This window comes from Gammaproteobacteria bacterium, assembly GCA_029882975.1.
Classification (GTDB): Bacteria; Pseudomonadota; Gammaproteobacteria; order SZUA-152; family SZUA-152; genus JAJDNG01.
Genome location: JAOUJW010000044.1, coordinates 23,738 through 40,647 on the forward strand (window position 1 = coordinate 23,738; position 16,910 = coordinate 40,647).

The following is a 16,910-nucleotide window of genomic DNA, read 5'->3' on the forward strand; positions in this document are numbered from 1 at the left end:
GTGCGTAGTTTTTGCACTAATGACTCTATTGCTTGGTTCCTGTACCGATCGTGCCTGGAACAATCCCTATCCTGGTGCCGACGACCGGGCCAATATTATGTACTCCTCATTTGCCAGCCGCCCCAAGCATCTGGATCCGGCTCAGTCCTATAGTTCCAATGAAATTACCTTTACCGGGCAGATTTATGAGCCGCCGTTACAATATCATTTTCTGAAGCGTCCTTATGAATTGATTCCCTTGACTGTGACACAAATGCCGCAGGTACATTATGAGGACAAAGACGGCAAGACGGTGTCAGAGAATTCCAAGAGCCTGGCTTACAGTGTTTATGAAATAAATATTCAAGCCGGAATTCAGTATCAACCGCACCCGGCTTTTGCCATTGATGAACAAGGTCAGGCGCGCTATTTCAAGGTGAGCAGGAAACAATTGGATTCCTTGCATACCATTTCGGACTTTCAGCATACGGGTTCCAAAGAATTGACGGCGGATGATTATATTTATCAGATAAAGCGACTGGCTCATCCCCGACTGCATTCCCCCATTTACGGTTTGATGACGGAATATATTGTGGGCTTAAAGGAGTTGGGGCAAACCTTAAAAGCGGCGAACACAGAGTTGGTAAAAGCACAGGGAGAATCGGCCTTTCTGGATTTAAATGCTTTTGATCTCGGCGGTGTGCAGCGAGTGGATCGATATACTTACCGAATTAAAGTATTCGGTAAGTATCCACAGTTTTTGTTTTGGCTGGCCATGCCTTTCTTTGCACCAGTACCTCAGGAGGTTGACCGGTTTTATTCTCAAAAAGGATTTAAGGAAAAAAATTTAACACTGGACTGGTATCCCGTGGGTACCGGACCCTACATGCTCACGGTGAACAATCCCAATTTGATAATGGTGATGCAAAAGAATCCCAATTTTCACGGAGAGCGTTATCCCAGCCAGGGAGAAGTCACTGATGCGGAACTGGGGTTTCTCAATGATGCAGACAAGCCGCTGCCCTTTATCGACAAGGTGGTCTACAGTCTGGAAAAAGAAAGCATCCCCAGTTGGAATAAATTTCTGCAGGGTTACTACGACGCCAGCGGTATTAATTCAGACAGCTTCGATCAGGCGGTACGCTTCAATAGCCAGGGGGAAGCGGGGCTGAGCGACGATATGAAGCAAAAAGGTATTCGTCTCATTACGGGCGTGGGGACATCCACTTACTACATGGGATTTAACATGCTCGATGAGGTGGTGGGTGGTTTGTCCGAGCAAAAACGCTATTTACGTCAGGCCATTGCAATAGTGATGGACTACGAGGAGTATATTTCCATTTTTGCCAATGGCCGTGGTATCCCGGCGCAAGGACCATTGCCCCCCGGTATATTCGGTTATCGGTCTGGTACGGAAGGAATGAATCCCTATGTGTATGAAGCCACGGAACAAGGCGCGATTCGGAGAAAAGCGGTTGACGAGGCCAAGCGGCTGTTAGCTTTGGCCGGTTATCCGGGTGGGCGCGATGCCAAAACCGGTAAGCCTTTAATCATTTATTTCGATACCACTGCAACAGGACCGGACGATAAAGCCCTATTGGATTGGTACCGCAAACAGTTCAATAAGATTGACGTACAACTGGTGGTACGTCCCACGGATTACAATCGATTTCAGGATAAAATGCGCAAGGGTACAGCGCAATTGTTTCGCTGGGGTTGGAATGCTGATTATCCGGATCCGGAAAACTTTCTGTTCTTATTGTACGGTCCCAATGGAATGAAACAAACCAGTGGCGAGAATGCAGCAAATTACAACAATCCGGAATTTGATCGTTTGTTTGAGCAAATGAAAACCATGGATAACACGCCGCAACGTCAGGCGATCATTGATAGAATGGTGGACATTGTTCGCAAAGACAGCCCCTGGATTTGGGGCTTGCATCCAAAAAATTTCAGTTTGTATCACCAGTGGTTCAGTAACGCCAAACCCAATTTGATGGCAAATAACACTCTTAAATACAAACGTATTGACGCGCAAACCAGATCCGGGCTGCGAAGTCAGTGGAATCGTCCTGTGTTATGGCCGGTGTGGCTGAGTTTTTTGTTGTTAATCGTGAGTTTGTTACCGGCACTGACTATTTACCGGCAACGGGTCAGGGCGACCGGGGTTTCGTCCACAGGGGATAGACAATGATTGCATATATTGTGCGGCGTATCCTCTATGCCATTCCCATTTTGATTGGGGTGAATGTATTAACCTTCCTGCTATTTTTTGTAGTGAATTCGCCGGATAATATGGCACGCATGCATTTGGGCGTAAAACGGGTCACGCCGGAAGCCATAGAGCGCTGGAAGCAGGATCACGGCTACGATAAACCGCTATTCTATAACAGTGCTCCGACGGATGGCGGAGTGTTTACCGATACCATTTTTTTCGAGAAATCGGTGAAGTTGTTTGCGTTTGAATTTGGTAATGCCGATGATGGCCGGAACATCGGTTACGATATCCGTCAGCGTATGTGGCCCAGCCTGGCCATTGCCGTACCGGTGCTTATATTTGGCTTGTTCCTGAACATTAGTTTTGCGTTGATCATTGCCTTTTTCCGGGCGACGTATTTTGATTATACCGCCGTGGTTTTGTGTGTTGTGCTGATGTCCATCTCCAGTTTGTTTTACATCATTGGCGGCCAGTTTCTTATCAGCAAGTTGTTGCATTTGGTGCCCATATCCGGTTTTGATCCTTCAGGGGTAAATGCTATCAAGTTCCTCATACTGCCGGTACTTATATCCGTGGCCGGCGGGGTGGGTTCCGGCACCAGATGGTATCGCACCATATTTCTGGAAGAAATCAACAAAGACTATGTACGCACTGCCAGGGCCAAGGGTTTAAGTGAGACCGTGGTGCTGTTTAAGCATGTATTGAAAAATGCATTGATCCCTATTTTGACCGGTGTGGTCGTAGTGCTGCCGTTACTGTTTATGGGAAGCCTGATACTGGAATCTTTTTTTGGTATCCCCGGCCTGGGGAGCTACACCATCGATGCAATTCAACAGCAGGATTTTGCCATTGTCCGGGCCATGGTGTTCTTGGGCGCGGTTTTGTACATCATCGGATTAATCCTCACGGATATTTCCTATACGCTGGTGGATCCTCGGATTCGCCTGGGGGCCGGGTAATGGGATTTAAACTGATACCGTTGTGGACGGATGTACTCGTGTACGTGCTCTTGGCTACTATAGCCGCGTTTGCCTACCAGGCTCGCCACAAAGAACATTTACGCGCTCCCTGGCGTCACGTTGCACGACGCAAGCTGGCCATGAGTGCCATGGTGGTGTTGCTGGTTTATGTTGCCATTGGAATCTTGGATTCCATCCATTTCAAGTTACCTTTACAACAGCAGCAGAATAACCTCTCGGGGGAAGTGCATTATGGCCCGGAGTTGAGTGTATTTGATTTACTCTGCGGTCCGCTGCGTACCCAAACAGAGAAAACCTACTCCGAACCTTTTGCCACCCGCTTGTTTGCCAAAGAGAACATAGAAACCCCATCAGGGCAGATTCGTGATTATCCAAGGCTACGTTTTGGCGGTGCGCATCTTAATAGTGAACAGGACAAGGCCCAGGATATTGTCTTGGGTGTATTATTTGCCTTTATTCTCGCCTTGCTGTCTGTGCTGATTATAAGCGCAGCCTTAAGCGCCTGGCTGGTATGGCGTCAACAAAGTTTGAAACAGAATTTTAATCAACAGTTCCTTTGCGTGCTCCAGGGTAAAACCGAAATCCCGTGGCAATCCATGTTGTTGACGTTGGGCGGGTTGTTGTTGGTTTTTTTCACTATCGTGGTCTTTGCCGGCAAGTATCATATATTGGGAACGGACAAAGTAGGGCAGGATGTGCTGTATTTGACTCTCAAGAGCATACGCACGGGTTTGCTGATTGGCACGCTCACAACACTGATTATGTTGCCCTTCGCTATTATGATGGGGATTATGGCGGGTTATTTTCGTGGTTGGGTGGATGATGTGGTGCAGTACATTTATACCACTTTAAACGCCATACCCGGTGTTTTACTCATTGCCGCGGCAATTTTATCACTGCAGGTATATATGGCCAATAATCCCGAGCTGTTTGACAGTGTGTCATCGCGAGCTGACATGCGCTTAGTGTTTCTATGTGCCATTTTGGGTGTGACCAGTTGGACCGGGTTGTGTCGGCTGCTGCGCGGAGAAACTCTGAAGTTATCTCAGGTGGACTATATTGAAGCGGCCCATGCTTTCGGAGTGGGCCACTTCAAATTGATGACCCGGCATATATTGCCCAATGTGATGCACATTGTGCTCATTGCCGTGGTTTTGGATTTTAGCGGTCTGGTGTTAGCCGAGGCAGTATTGTCCTATGTGGGGGTCGGGGTGGACCCGTCAATGATCAGCTGGGGCAATATGATTAACAGTGCCCGCTTGGAACTGGCACGGGAGCCGGTAGTTTGGTGGTCCTTGATTGCTGCATTTATTTTTATGTTTGTATTGGTGTTAGCGGCCAACTTGTTTTCCGATGCGGTGCGTGATGCATTTGATCCCAGAGTGAATCGGGCCACATGATATGAGCGAAATGTTATTAAGTGTCAATCAGCTCCGCACGGAATTTGAAAGTGGTCACCAACGTGCCAGGGTGGTGGATGGTATCAGTTTTAACATCCGCAAGGGCGAGACCTTTGCCTTGGTCGGCGAATCGGGTTGCGGTAAATCCATGACGTCCTTGTCCATCATGCGTTTGGTGCCGGAACCGGCCGGTCGCATTGCCTCCGGTCAAGTGTTATTAGACGATACGGACTTACTGCAATTACCTGAAACGGCGATGCGCGATATACGCGGTCGGCGTATTGCCATGATATTTCAAGAACCCATGACCAGTTTAAACCCTGTTTTGAGCGTTGGCACTCAAATCGAGGAATCGGTGCTGCGGCACAATAGTGTCAAACAAGGTCAGACTGCTCAAGAAAAAACCTTGGAGTTGTTGCAAGCAGTTGGTATTCCAGACCCGCAACTGCGTTACAAGGAGTATCCGCACCAGTTGTCCGGTGGTATGAAACAACGGGTTATGATAGCTATTGCGCTGGCGGGAGATCCCGATTTACTCATAGCGGACGAACCCACCACGGCCTTGGATGTGACTATACAGGCGCAGGTATTGGGTCTGTTAAAGCAAATTCAGGTGGATCGAGGCATGGCGGTATTGTTGATTACCCATGATTTAGGGGTAGTGGCCGGTATGGCAGATCGCGTGGCGGTAATGTATGCGGGGCAAATAGTGGAGATGGCGCATCGGGACGCTTTTTTTAGTCAGCCGAAACACCCATATTCAAGGAAATTATTCGATTCTTTACCCTCCTTGGATAAACGCCGGCATAACCTGGCGGTTATCAAAGGCTTTGTACCTTCGTTGAGCACACCGTTCAAAGGGTGTCGGTTTGAACCCCGATGTGACAGTGCTTGGGAGTTGTGTGCGCAGCAGGTACCCCACTGGTTGGAGTTAGATGAAACAACCGGGGTTCGCTGTCACTTACACGACAGTTCACTTGCCGGTCAAGAGACAAAAACTTCTTCCAAGGCTACCAAGGCTGACGTGGATTCATCTGATGTACAGCAGATCACGCAAACAAGCCCCAAAGCCTTGTTGTCAGTGCAGGGACTCAAGGTGCATTTTCCCATTCGCAAAGGTTTGTTTCAGCGTGTGGTGGGACAGGTGCGCGCTGTAGATGGTGTATCCATGGAAATTCGGGAAGGGCAAACCCTGGCTTTGGTAGGCGAATCCGGTTGCGGAAAGACTACGGCAGGTAAAGGTATTCTGCAGTTGTTGCGAACCACAGCAGGTTGCATTAACTTGGACAATGTGGATTTGGGTACCTTATCAAAGACGCAAATGCGGCAAAAACGCAAAGACATACAAATTATTTTTCAGGACCCATTTTCCTCTATGAACCCCAGAATGATGGTGGGGGATATAATCGAAGAGGGCATGATCGCCCAAAACGTCGGAGGTAATGAGGAGCAACGCAAACGTAAAGTGGAGGAGTTGCTGTCTCAGGTGGGATTGTCAGCCGAGATTAAATACCGTTATCCTCATGAGTTCTCGGGGGGTCAGCGTCAACGTATCTGTATTGCTCGGGCTTTGGCATTGGAACCAAAATTGATCGTTTGTGATGAACCCACCAGTGCGTTGGATGTTTCGGTACAAGCGCAAATTCTCAATTTGTTAAGACGCTTACAACAACAATATGGTCTGGCCTATTTGTTTATCACCCATGATTTATCCGTGGTGGAATATTTAGCTCACGAGGTGGCGGTGATGTATCTGGGACGCATAGTAGAGCAAGGAACGGTGCAGGAAGTTTTACGGGAGCCGTTACACCCCTATACCCGGGCGTTGTTGTCGGCCGTTCCCAGTACGGATGTCCATGCGTCTCGGGAATTGGTCTCGCTGCGGGGAGAGCTGCCATCGCCATCCAGTCCGCCTGTGGGTTGTCATTTCAATCCTCGCTGCAAACACGCTTTTCAACAATGTCGTAATGCGTATCCGCAGACTCGGCACATGAGTGAAAGCCATCGGGTCAATTGCTTTCTCTATGACGAATAACGGTGACTGCTACTATTTAATGACCATTTGATGTGCCACACCTATGGCGATGTTGATTTCACTTTTGGTTTCAAGCGTGTTGGGGTCGATTACCCATATCTTAGGTTTGAGGGTTACGCGAAAAATTTTTCCAACACTATATTTTTTCAGAAAAACGAGTGACATCCACAAACAAAGTCAGGTTCTGGCCCGGCTGTAAATAGTCGGTTCCGGATAAGGAATTCCATTTGCGCACATCTTTTATGTTGACCCGGAATACCTGGGAAATTCTACTAAGAGAGTCTCCCGATTTGACCCGATATTTGATTTTGCGTTTGGTGGCTTTGCTGGGTGGGGCCACGATTTTGGTGCGCTGTATGGGGGCACCGTTTTGGCCGTACATGGAATAATTGTTAGGGCGCAGTAATAGGGTTTCACCCGGCACAATGGTATCGTCAGGAAGGACGCCGTTCCACTTGGTAATGTCTCTGACCGTCACATCGAATTTATTGGCGATGGCCAGTAAAGTATCACCGGTTTGAACTTTATATTTAACTTTGCTGCGTTTACTTAAGGCCATATGTTGTCCGGCACGGGTACCAAAACGCTGAAATTTCTTCGCGGCAATAGGAATCACCAAGCTGTCACCACTGCGAATCTGGGCGCCAATATTATTGGTTTTCTCTATGGCCTCAACCGAAGCGTTGTATTTGGCTGCGATACTGCTCAGCGTGTCTCCTGCCTGAATTTTATGCCGCTTCCACTGTACCCGTTGTTGGGTGTTGAGCGTGACCAAGTTGCGCTGAAACTGTTGGGCACGATTGATGGGTATAAGCAAGTAGTGAGGGCCTTCCGGTGCCGTGGCCCAACGATTGAATGCCGGATTCAGAGAATACAGTTCCTGTACTTTCATACCGGCCAAGTCGGCAGCCAAGGCCAGGTCCAACTGGGTTTTGGTGGGTACGCGGGTAAAATAAGGCTTGTCCGGTATGGGCTTGAGTTTTATGTTATAGGAAGCCGGGTCGTCCACTAAGGCCGCAATACCCAATAACTTGGGGACGTAGTCGCGGGTTTCCCGCGGCAGTTTTAGAGACCAGAAATCCGTAGGACGACCGGCCTGGAGATTTTTACGAATGGCTTTTCTGACGGTGCCTTGACCGGAGTTGTAAGCCGCCAATGCCAGCAACCAGTCATTGTCAAACTGGTCGTGCAGGTCAATTAAGAATTCCAACGCTGCCTGGGTCGCCAAATAAACGTCTCGACGTCCGTCATACCACCAATTGAGTTTCAGTCCGTATTGTTTACCGGTAGGGGCGATAAACTGCCATAGCCCTGCGGCTGAACCGGGTGAGTAAGCAAAAGGCTGAAATGCGCTCTCCACCACCGGGAGTAGAGCGATTTCCGCAGGCATATTGCGTTTTTCAACTTCTTCAAGTATGTAATGCAAAAATGGAGTAGCTCGGTTGGCAACACGATTAATGTAGTTGGGGTGTTTTCGATACCAGTTGAGTTGAGCTTCTACTTTTGCTTGTTCGTAGCCGGACAGTTGAAATGAAGACCGTAAGCGGTCCCAGATGTTTTTGGTTCCCTGAACGAATTCTTCGTCCTTGGGTTGGAACTCATCAAAAGCGGAGGCTGCGTCACTGCCAGTGTTTAAAGGCGTCAGTTTCACCCACGGTGCAACGGAAGACTCATCATCTATGAGGGATTTATCTTTGGCCCAGGAAGGAGAACACACGGCCAAAATCAATAGAAATGGCAGTAAATGTGTTTTTTTACGGTACGAAAGCTCGACCGGTTGGGTCATTATCGTGACGCCCCTCGGATATTTAAAAATTCAGCAAGTTAACATACTGAATATTTTGTGTTTTTTCTTCATCTCTAACCGATTCCCTGGTGAAACAAGCCCCCTGGCTATTAAACTATTTTAGCGAATATATCCACGCGAGTTCAACGACCTTTGGCAATGATTATCAGTTTAGTTACAGAATATGTAAGCACTTATTATTCGGTTCTTGGATAAACGGGGGTGTAAAAGGATATACTAGGATTCTCTGGATCATATGAACGGCATTTATGACATGAAGCGTCAATTGCTATATGTTTTACCGGCTCTTTGAATTCTTCAGAGGTTCCTAAAAAATGACTAAGGGAATGGGTTAGCGGCAACTAATGTCTATTTTTAGTAAATCCAAAATGAGTTGGTCCCTCTGTGAAGGCGATACGGAAAAACAGCTGCGTCAGTGGTATGGGCAGTTTCCGGGGAAATGGTTGGTAAAACGCGAACGTCAAGTATTGGAAAGCGTGCTTGGGGATTTGTTTGGCTATTATCTGATGCATGTGGGTAATAACGATCGCTTGGATTACCTGGATTGCAGTCGAATTTCCTTGCGCATCATTATGAGTTCAAGTGTCGAAGATGTCGCTTTGGCATCCGAAAGCAGAGATCATTGTGTGGCTCTGACGGCAGAACCGGAGTTTTTGCCCGTTACCGCTGACAGTCTGGATGTTCTCATCCTAAACCACACCCTGGAATTTTCCAACAATCCGCACCAGGTGTTACGAGAAACGGACCGGGTATTAATTCCGGAGGGACATGTTATCATTCTCGGGTTTAATCCCTGGGGATTATGGATGTTATGGCGTTTGGCGTTTGGTTGGCGCAAAAAGCCGCCCTGGTGTGGTCGGTTTGTGCGAATAGCCCGCTTGAAAGACTGGCTGGAGCTATTGGGTTTCGACATTGTACGTACGCAAGTCTATTTTTTTCGACCACCCTTGGCCAGTCGTAAAGTGATGCAAAAATTGCGTTTCGTCGAGAAACTGGGGCAACGTTTCCAATTGTTTTTTGGTGCTGCTTATATGGTGGTGGCAAAAAAACGAGTAGCGACATTAACACCCATAAAACCACGCTGGCGTCCGCGTCGAGGGCGACTCGGGGAACCGGAGCTGGCCGGTAACTCGTCCGTGAGTAGTCGGCAAAAACATAGTGCAAATAATGCAAATGGCATAAAAGAAAGAAAAAACAATAAAGATGGATAAAACAGTGGAGCTATTTACCGACGGTGCCTGTCGCGGCAACCCTGGACCCGGGGGGTGGGGTGTGTTATTGCGCTACAAAAACACGGAAAAAACCTTACGTGGGGCAGAAGCCGATACCACCAACAATCGTATGGAGCTTACGGCTGCCATCAAAGGCTTGGAAGCTCTAAAATCGCGCTGTCGTGTGGATATAACCACCGATTCTCAATACGTAAAAAACGGTATCACTCAGTGGATCAATAATTGGAAGCGTAATTCCTGGAAAACCGCTGCCAAGAAACCGGTGAAGAACGAGGACTTGTGGCGACAATTGGATAGTTTGGTGCAGCAACATGAGGTTCGTTGGCATTGGGTCAAGGGGCATGCGGGACATGCAGAGAATGAGTTGGCGGACCAGTTGGCCAATCAAGCCATAGATGCGATGTTGGAGGGATAACGCGAATGCGGCAAATCGTGTTGGATACGGAAACAACGGGTTTGGAAACGGCTCAAGATCATCGAATTATAGAAATTGGTTGCGTCGAGTTACTCAATCGCCGCTTGACGGGCAATCATTTCCACCAATATTTGCAACCGGATCGGGAGATTGATGAAGGCGCTATTGAGGTTCACGGAATCAGTAATGAGTTCCTGATCGATAAACCGCGGTTTGAAGATGTGGTACAGGACTTTCTGGACTACATCCGGGGAGCTGAGTTAATCATTCATAACGCCCCTTTCGATGTTGGGTTTATCAATCATGAACTGCAACGCTGGCATCCAGGGTGCGAACCTCTGGAGAGTTTCTGTACCATTACCGATACACTTGCTATGGCCAGGCAGTTACATCCCGGACAGAAGAATAACCTGGATGCCTTATGCAAGCGATATGATGTAAACAACGCTCACCGGGAATTACACGGCGCACTGCTTGATGCGGAGATCTTGGCCGATGTCTACTTGCGTATTACCGGGGGCCAGGTTACGTTATTGTTGGATGGGCAGGCAGAAAATACCGAGGTTGGCGCTGAGCAGGGACTTCGACGGATTGTGTCGGATCGGCCGGCGTTAAGGGTAATACCGGCTTCTGAAGAGGAATTACACTCGCATCAACAAAGGTTGGAAGCAATTAACAAAAGCAGTGGCGGGGGTTGTGTTTGGTTGCTGCCCGATGAAGTGGCAGACGCGGCACTTGTTGATGCTTGAAACACTTTACGATCGAGTCGGGATCCTTTAGAGTCGGCCCCGGCTAACCGGCCCGCACAATGGGTTTGTACCCCCAGGGGGAGTTCAAAATCCATTGTTTTAATTCCTTGGCTTTTAAAGGTTTGCACATATAGTGGCCTTGGGCGACATCACAACCCAGTTCCAACAGCATTTCCCAAACGGTTTTGTTATCCACGCCTTCGGCAATGACGCTCAGTCCCATGTTGTGGGCTAAATCAATGGTAGATCGGACAATAACGGCATCACTGCCATCTTTGTGCATATCCATAACAAACGATTTGTCGATTTTAATATCCGATACCGGCAGTTTCTTCAAATAGGCCAGAGACGAGTATCCGGTGCCAAAATCGTCCACGGATATTCTTACACCTTGGTGGTGCAATTTTGTCAGCATCTCCATGGCATGGTCCGGGTTCGCCATGACCGCACTTTCTGTCAGCTCCAGCGATAACCATTCCGGTCCAATACCTGTTTGCGCCAATGTATTACTGACCGCATCCAGAATGGTGCTGTCTCCCAGACTGCGGGCGGAGAGATTAATTGCTACATGGATTTCGATACTTTCGCTGTGCCAGAGGGCGCAGTCAGCCAAGGCCTGTTCCAAGACCCAACAGGTCATGGCTTGTACCGCTCCTGTCTGTTCCGCCATGGGTACAAATTCATCTGGCGTTAAATAACCGCGTTGGGGATGGTCCCAGCGTATGAGTGCTTCCACTCCGGTGGTACGGCCGCTGCGTGTATCAATCTTGGGTTGATATAGCAGTTCCAGTTGATTTTTTTCAATGGCTTCGTATAGGTCTGCTTCCAAATTCAACTGAATCAGACTGTGCTTGTCCAAATAGCTTTCGTAGAATGTGTAACCTTCTCGGTTGTGTTTTGCATGGTACATAGCCATATCGGCTCTTTGCATGAGTTGGTGATTATCGGTGCCGTCATGTGGGCAACGAACAATTCCGATGCTGGTGCAAACCGTGAGGGTGTGATTGTCTATGTTGATGGGTTCATTAATGGTTTCCAGGATCTTGCGGGCAATGATTTCCGCTGCGGTCACATCGTCCACGCCTGTGAGTATTGCTGCAAACTCATCGCCGCCCAGTCGTGCGATGGTGTCGGATTTGCGCACGGATTCCTGCAAGCGTCCGGCGACTTCCTGTAATAACTGATCACCGATATGATGTCCCAGGGTGTCATTAACAAATTTAAATCGGTCCAGATCCAGCATCAATAACAAAAAGGGCGTGCCTTGTCGCTTAGCAGTGAGGGTGGATTGTTCCAGGCGGTCGTAAAACAGGGCTCTGTTGGGTAAGTTGGTGAGCGAGTCGGTAAAGGCCATGGTTTCCAGGGTTTGGTACAAAACATACAGCTCGCTGCTCATATCGTTAAAATCTTCAGCCAGTTCGGATATTTCCGTATTTCCGCTCACGGTAACTTTCTCACCTAAGTGGGTTTTGTCCTGGCGTACCCGGCGCAGCTGCTGAGTTAGATTGGCTAAGGGGTTTATGGCGGTTCTTTGCAATAAGATCAGCGCCAACATGGCGGTCACCAGTGTAGTCAGGCTGGCAGTAATGAGTATGATGGAACGGGTCTTTTCCAGCTTGGTATGTAAGCCGGTAATGTCAGAAGCGAAGGAAAATGTATACAAGGGTTCTCCCTTGTGAGTGGTTAAAGTGTAATTGGAAAAAATAATATTTTCCAAGGTGTGATTGGAAGGCCATAATGGAGATTTGTAGGCGGCACGTTCCATGCTCGGACGGCGTAATGTCAGTGGCATACCCAAAGCGCGTTCCACTTTGCTTAAGTTATTGGTGGGATCGGATACCACCATTAAATAGCCCTGAATGCGAATTCCGCCCACCGGTACAATGACGCTGATATGAGGTGTGTTATTGTTGGAGCATAGTCTCGACATGGTTTTAAGCCGGTGCGCTCCGGTGCGTATTTTGGCATCGGCGATCACGCCGGGACAGGGTATATTAGCTGCATTAAAGCCGGGCTCGCCTTCACTGGAGAGTCCGACCAGGTTAAACTCCGAATCGAAGGCGAATAACTTTTCCAATTTGATAATGGACAGAGTGACAAAATAGCGGTGGAATTGTTCATTTAGTTGAGTTTGGATAATACTACTGTCTTTGGCCTGTAATGCCGCACGAAATGGTTGGTTGGTTTGAATGGATAAGCCCAGTTCGGCGGTTTTTTGGATGGTTTGATCCAGAATGTCATCCACTTTGATTTTTGCCAGGCGTTCAAACGCTTCCAGCTGATTTTCCAGAGCCAGCTTACGGTAGATTTCTCCCGTCACCATCGCCAGTACCATACCCAGCAATCCCATGGCCAAAACAGTGAGGCCGAGGCTGGTACGCATGGAAGAGCGAATTTTAATCATTATTTTGCGCTATTCGTGTAGGTAGGGATATCCTTTCGCCAACCACTCCTCAAACCCCCCTCTAAACCAGTATGTATTTTTATACCCGCAGTCTATCGCAATCTTGACAGCTTTTGCACTGCGCCCACACTTAATACCATTACAATAAAACAGAGCCGCCTGTGTTTTCTTCGGTATCACTTTAGCCAGGCTTTGGCAGTTGGTGTCGATATCTGGCAAACTCACCGAACCTTCCAAGTATCCTTGCTTGCGGTCCCCTGGAATACGAGAGTCCACCACGATAACATCTGGGTTAGAATTGACCAATTCGATAAATTCCTCAGCAGAAACCTTTACGGTTCCCTTAATATTATCAGGTGAATTGTCGGATTGGGGTTTCGCCGGCACCGTAGTGGCAGCAATGGTCAAAACCATGGCAAATAGCGCTATCACTCTGAATTTATTTGAAAAAATCATTGTGCACCTGTTGAATGCTTGAGTTGTCGGGGGACGGGAGATCCCAATTCACGCGAGGCTACCAGGGTATATCGGACACTGTGTCCAATTATTTACAAAACCAAAGCCCAAAGCCAGGATTTTTAGCCGGGAATCAGAGAGGGGGTCCGGAAAACAGGCTGTTATTAAGCAGCCAGTGCACGTAAATACTGGCAGCGTAGCCCAGCGCAATAACGGGCGTCCATTTTAAATGACCAAAAAAGGTGTAATGGCCTTTGGCTTGTCCCATTAGTGCCACACCCGCGGCACTGCCAATGGACAATAAGCTACCGCCCACACCCGCAGTCAGCGTCACCAACAACCACTGCCCCAAAGACATATGCGGTTCCATATTTAAGACTGCAAACATGACTGGAATATTGTCCACAATCGCTGAGATGACTCCCACGGCCACATTGGCCGAAAAAGCTCCCCATTGTTGGTACATCACTTCCGAAGCCATGGCCAAATAACCCATATAGCCCAAGCCACCCACACAGAGTACCACACCGTAGAAGAACAACAGAGTATCCCATTCGGCACGGGCGACATTGCGGAAAATATCGTAGTTGTGGTCAGGATGATTGTAGATTGTATCTTCTTCGTTGTTATCGTCGTTCCAGCTGGCATCGTCCTTATTTTCAAACTCGTTGTAAGCCTCTGGACGAGCGCTGGAACCGATGTTTTGAATTGCGAAACTTTTTTTCAGGTAGAAACTAAAAAACTGTAAATAGGCCAGACCCGTCATCATGCCCACCATAGGGGGTAAATGGAAAAAATTGTGAAAACTGACGGCGGTGGCAATGGTGAGTAAAAATAACATCATGATACGTTTGGCACCACGGCGCATCCGTACCTTCTCGGAAGTGGGTTTGGGTTGCTCATCTGGGATGGCAAAATGCATGATAGCGGCGGGAACGACGAAGTTCACTACTGATGGAATGAATAAATAGAAAAATTGATGGAAATCCACGATGCCTTTTTGCCAAACCATCAGTGTAGTAATGTCCCCAAAGGGGCTGAAGGCGCCACCGGCATTAGCGGCCACTACTATGTTAATGCAAGCAATACCGATGAATTTAGGACTGTCGACGCCCACCGCCAGAACCACAGCACACATTAACAATGCTGTGGTCAGATTATCCGCCACCGGTGAAATGAAAAATGCCAGAATTCCGGTCAACCAGAACAGCTTACGATAACTGAAATTACGGCTCACTAACCAGGCACGCAGGGCATCGAAAATTTTCCGCTCTTCCATCACGTTGATGTAGGTCATGGCCACCAGCAGAAACAGCATGAGTTCGGCGAACTCCAGGATATTATGCCGTACAGCAATTTCCGCGGCGTGGTTGTGACCGGCGTTGGCATAAACTACCGCGATCATGGCCCAGATGACACCGGCGGCCAAAATTACCGGTTTGGACTTACGCAAATGGGTAAATTCCTCCGCCATTACCAGTAAATAAGCCAATGCAAAAATGGCCAGGGCAATGTAACCCACATTGTGGGTGGTAAGGTCCAGTTGCACTCCGTTCTCGGTTGCAAAGGCTGCTGTGGGCAGTAGCCATGCTAAGGCACAAAAGACGATAGTCGAGATGGTGAAGATGATTTTGTTCAAGATATAACCTCTACATTAGTCCTTGTATTAAACCGGCCTTGAAATGCAAATGGCAATGAAATAGAAAGTCATTTTAGCGGTTTATGCTGATAAAGGCGACACTTCCGATGGATGTGGTCGGATCTCAAGGAATCGATTATTGTTTAGCCCGAAGTTTATAAATCCGGCCTTGGTTCGAGAAACTCAAAAAGTACAGCTCACCCTCGTTGTCTTGGGCAAAGGACACGATTTGGTAATCCGTATCAAACAGCAGTTGGTTTTCCGCGAGGTCTGAGTAGGGGTTACGTAAACCCCACACTTTGCCAACCACAAAGTCTGCGTAGAAATATACTCCTTTGGCAGAAGGAATACGCTGTCCGCGGTAGACATATCCGCCGGTGACCGACGCGGCATGGCCATGACGGCTGTTGGGAACTGGAAATCGCTTGTAGTCCAGAACGGGTTTTTCATAGTACTCAGCAGGGTTGCAGGGTTTATTTCTGTAGTCGGCATTACCTTCGTAGCAGTTCCAACCATAGTTTTTCCCCAGTTCTACCCGGTTGATTTCCTCTCGGTTGCCTTGACCCACATCACCCATCCATAGTTGCCCCGTTTCTAAGTCAAAACTCCAACGCCAAGGGTTGCGAAATCCCCAGGCAAATATCTCCGGGCACCCCTTCTTGTCACTACAACTGCGGTTGGAGGAAAAGGGATTTTGTTTTGGGATTCGGTACTTTTTTTTGGCACTCGCGTTGCGTACATCTATTCGTATCATCGAACCTAATATTGTCGATGTGTTTTGAGCGTTGTTATTCGGGTCCCCCCAACTACCACCATCACCAAACCCGGCATATAGAAACTTATCCGGTCCAAAAGCAATATGTCCGCCATTGTGGTTGTTCCAAGGTTGATCCAAACTGAATATTATCAGCTCCGAAGACGGGTCAAGGCCAAGGTTCTCTGCATCAGCCCGGAATCGGGAGATTCTGGATATCAGCGTTTTACTATTGTCTTTTTGCGGCTCAGAACTGCTGGTGTATGACAAATAAACAAAGCGGTTTTGAGAAAATTCAGGATCAAATGCCATGCCGAGTAAACCACCTTCAAAGGAGTGGTCGACTCGGGAGCTGATGTCTATATAGACATTTTTGACCTTGGTATCGGCGGCGTTCGCAAAAGAGTAGACAATACCGGATTTCTCCGTCAGGAACCAACGTTGCCCATTCGAGGGTTCCTGTAATAAATAGGTAGGGTTATTGAAAGACAAGTAATTAAATGCCAGGTCATAAGAAATATTGGATTCACTTTGTTCTGTTGCGGTGGCGATTGAACTGAAAAAAAACACCGCTATTGTAGACATTTGAGTGCGCATCAGTTTGAACTTGAAAAAGTTTAGTCGGTGACACTGTAGTAATCTTTATACCAATCCACAAAGGCCTTCACACCCTGCTCAACACTGGTGTCGGGTTTGTAATCCACGTCTTTAACCAGGTCCTGTACATCGGCATAGGTGTCCGGGACATCACCCGGTTGTAGTGGGAGGAAATTTATCTCGGCCTTTTTACCCAGGCAGTTCTGCAGCACTTCAATATAGTGCATCAAATCTACCGGCTGGTT

13 protein-coding genes are annotated in these 16,910 nt (G+C 48.0%); 7 read left to right on the forward strand and 6 right to left on the reverse strand.

Annotation, left to right across the window (positions count from 1 at the left end; all coding sequences use genetic code 11):
* The first annotated feature begins 19 nt into the window (after positions 1 to 19).
* Genes OEY58_21445 through OEY58_21460 form a run of 4 tightly spaced genes read left to right on the forward strand, consistent with a single transcriptional unit; the run spans position 20 to position 6,612 of the window.
* A complete protein-coding gene (locus OEY58_21445; GenBank protein MDH5328020.1) occupies positions 20 to 2,173 on the forward strand; it encodes an ABC transporter substrate-binding protein in 2,154 nt (717 codons plus the stop codon).
* Entirely contained in the window at positions 2,170 to 3,156 is a 987-nt protein-coding gene (locus OEY58_21450) for an ABC transporter permease (GenBank protein ID MDH5328021.1), read from the forward strand. The genes OEY58_21445 and OEY58_21450 overlap by 4 nt, the downstream gene beginning before the upstream one ends.
* Entirely contained in the window at positions 3,156 to 4,577 is a 1,422-nt protein-coding gene (locus tag OEY58_21455) for an ABC transporter permease (GenBank protein MDH5328022.1), read from the forward strand. Before OEY58_21450 ends, OEY58_21455 begins: the two co-directional genes overlap by 1 nt.
* A 1-nt stretch (position 4,578) precedes the next feature.
* Entirely contained in the window at positions 4,579 to 6,612 is a 2,034-nt protein-coding gene (locus tag OEY58_21460; protein MDH5328023.1) for an ABC transporter ATP-binding protein, read from the forward strand.
* A gap of 136 nt (positions 6,613 to 6,748) precedes the next feature.
* Here OEY58_21460 and OEY58_21465 read toward each other — a convergent pair whose 3' ends face one another.
* On the reverse strand, positions 6,749 to 8,398 hold the full coding sequence (locus OEY58_21465; GenBank protein MDH5328024.1) for a LysM peptidoglycan-binding domain-containing protein: 1,650 nt from the start codon (positions 8,396 to 8,398) through the stop codon (positions 6,749 to 6,751).
* A 389-nt stretch (positions 8,399 to 8,787) separates the two neighbouring features.
* On the opposite strand from OEY58_21465, the gene OEY58_21470 reads away from it, so the two are divergent.
* From OEY58_21470 to dnaQ, 3 genes are read left to right on the forward strand one after another with little or no spacing between them, the layout of a single operon-like run.
* Positions 8,788 to 9,630 (forward strand): class I SAM-dependent methyltransferase, encoded by an 843-nt coding sequence (locus tag OEY58_21470; GenBank protein MDH5328025.1) that lies wholly within the window; start codon positions 8,788 to 8,790, stop codon positions 9,628 to 9,630.
* Entirely contained in the window at positions 9,623 to 10,066 is a 444-nt protein-coding gene (gene rnhA, locus OEY58_21475; protein ID MDH5328026.1) for a ribonuclease HI, read from the forward strand. The genes OEY58_21470 and rnhA overlap by 8 nt, the downstream gene beginning before the upstream one ends.
* A 5-nt stretch (positions 10,067 to 10,071) precedes the next feature.
* Positions 10,072 to 10,815: a DNA polymerase III subunit epsilon gene (gene dnaQ, locus OEY58_21480; GenBank protein MDH5328027.1), complete on the forward strand. Its 744-nt coding sequence runs from the start codon at positions 10,072 to 10,074 to the stop codon at positions 10,813 to 10,815.
* Between the two features lie 43 nt (positions 10,816 to 10,858).
* On the opposite strand, the gene OEY58_21485 is transcribed toward dnaQ, so the two are convergent.
* From OEY58_21485 to OEY58_21505, 5 genes are all read right to left on the reverse strand, one after another.
* Entirely contained in the window at positions 10,859 to 13,219 is a 2,361-nt protein-coding gene (locus tag OEY58_21485) for an EAL domain-containing protein (protein MDH5328028.1), read from the reverse strand.
* 9 nt (positions 13,220 to 13,228) lie between these two features.
* On the reverse strand, positions 13,229 to 13,675 hold the full coding sequence (locus OEY58_21490; GenBank protein MDH5328029.1) for a rhodanese-like domain-containing protein: 447 nt from the start codon (positions 13,673 to 13,675) through the stop codon (positions 13,229 to 13,231).
* A 133-nt stretch (positions 13,676 to 13,808) separates the two neighbouring features.
* Positions 13,809 to 15,257 (reverse strand): sodium:proton antiporter NhaD, encoded by a 1,449-nt coding sequence (gene nhaD, locus OEY58_21495; GenBank protein MDH5328030.1) that lies wholly within the window; start codon positions 15,255 to 15,257, stop codon positions 13,809 to 13,811.
* Between the two features lie 193 nt (positions 15,258 to 15,450).
* Positions 15,451 to 16,653, reverse strand: coding sequence for a PQQ-dependent sugar dehydrogenase (locus OEY58_21500; GenBank protein ID MDH5328031.1), 1,203 nt, complete (start codon positions 16,651 to 16,653; stop codon positions 15,451 to 15,453).
* A 32-nt stretch (positions 16,654 to 16,685) separates the two neighbouring features.
* Positions 16,686 to 16,910, reverse strand: a 225-nt coding sequence (locus OEY58_21505; protein ID MDH5328032.1) for a capsular biosynthesis protein CpsI, incomplete at its 5' end; no start/stop codon positions are given.